This window comes from Staphylococcus rostri (assembly GCF_002902145.1).
Classification (GTDB): Bacteria; Bacillota; Bacilli; order Staphylococcales; family Staphylococcaceae; genus Staphylococcus; species Staphylococcus rostri.
The window spans coordinates 1-1445 of the sequence record NZ_PPRF01000102.1 but is presented as its reverse complement, the minus strand read 5'-3'; the positions used below and the strand labels follow the sequence as shown (position 1 = coordinate 1445).

The following is a 1445-nucleotide window of genomic DNA, read 5'->3' as shown; positions in this document are numbered from 1 at the left end:
TTAGTTTCCATTTCTGATAGCATCAACTAGCATTGATAACGATGCATTTTCAAACTTTTTATTATTAAGTGTTACTGATGGGGAATGTCTTACTTTTGTTTCATAGTCTTCTGATGGTTCAACACTAAATATCCACCTAGTTGACCTTTCGCCATCTTTGATATCTGTTTCTGTATAAGTTCTCGCCAAAACGTCTGATTGACTTATTACAGCATCTCTAATTGAATCTTGCGCTTTAATAGTCACCGATGGGTTAAATAGCGTTCCATCTTCCCTTTTATCTGAGCTGTTTCCTTCATGCCCGGTAATGGCAAAATGGAATTTATGTTCTTGTTGCAATTTGCTTACAAATCGATACATACTTATGATTCGTGTCGCTACTTCTCCCCAATCTGCAAATTGAGGTTTGCGTGTTTTACCTTTCATAACTTGATCTAATGTAATATCTCGCAGTTTTTGCAAAGTTTCTATGACAACAATGTCGATAGGTTGCCCGTTATTTCTTGCTTGAGCCAAAATAGCTGGCAGTGATTGAATTATTTTCCCTAAGTGATTGAAATTTACAATCGATGCGCCTAAACCTTGTTCTACTACCGTAGTCCCATCTTCATTTATATCTAGTACCAATGCATTATTCTCTCTAGTAAGTGTTGTAGTCTTTCCTGTGCCAGGACGACCATATACCACAAATTTGTAATACTTTTCTTTGTTTTGTTTAGATAATTCTTGGATATCTAATTGTTCGAGTATGTTTAGCTCTGTATTCATTTTGGAATCACCAGACTTTCGCTCGCACGTAGTTCTGCACCTTCCACATCTGCTCCAGCTTTAATGTCTTCTTCGATTTGCTTTTTGTTTAACTTGGGTGGCTGTGGAATGTAGTACGCTTTATCAATTAAAGATTCATTAGTAACTACAACACTTGGCTTATTCTTCCTCTTGTAAATGTGATTCGTAGGTGTCCTATATTTTCGTAAGCCGCGTTGCTCAAGCATTGTTGCTAGATAGCCTTTCAACTTGTCTGATAGATTTACTTTCTGCTTTTTCATCTTTTGTAGACGCTTGATTTCTGCGTCAATTACGTCTACATCGCCATCAACTGAACGTTTTAATTTAATAATATTATCGACTTTCTCATGCATTTCTGACTCAATCGAATCTAGCGTGTCTTGGATTAGTTGTGGGTCAACGTCATCCCACATATCCAGGACTTGTAAGTAACGGTCGTTGATTTCGAATAAGTTACCCATTTTTTAACAACGCCTCCCGTTTTAATCTGTTTAATTCCATTTTTAAGTCTTGAATTTCTTCGTCACGTAAAGCTATTTCATTTTGATGTCTAACCTCTAACGCAACTAAGCGCTTGAATTCTGCATATTTGATTGTTACTAAGTCCATTCCGTCATCCTCCTATAATGTGTTATAATTGTGCTGGATATTTTTTT

Annotated in this window: 3 protein-coding genes; all 3 read right to left on the bottom strand. The window is 36.4% G+C overall.

All coding sequences use genetic code 11. The annotated features are described in order from the left end of the window. From CD122_RS10640 to CD122_RS12025, 3 genes are read right to left on the bottom strand one after another with little or no spacing between them, the layout of a single operon-like run. Positions 1-768 carry an AAA family ATPase gene (locus CD122_RS10640; protein WP_103358938.1) on the bottom strand — a complete coding sequence of 256 codons (768 nt, stop codon included), beginning with the start codon at positions 766-768 and terminating at the stop codon, positions 1-3. Continuing rightward, the gene (locus tag CD122_RS10635) at positions 765-1250 is read right to left on the bottom strand and encodes a siphovirus Gp157 family protein (RefSeq protein ID WP_103358937.1); all 486 of its coding nucleotides are present in this window, start codon (positions 1248-1250) and stop codon (positions 765-767) included. The genes CD122_RS10640 and CD122_RS10635 overlap by 4 nt, the downstream gene beginning before the upstream one ends. After that, positions 1243-1398, bottom strand: coding sequence for a hypothetical protein (locus CD122_RS12025; protein WP_169926515.1), 156 nt, complete (start codon positions 1396-1398; stop codon positions 1243-1245). The genes CD122_RS10635 and CD122_RS12025 overlap by 8 nt, the downstream gene beginning before the upstream one ends. Positions 1399-1445: the final 47 nt, after the last annotated feature.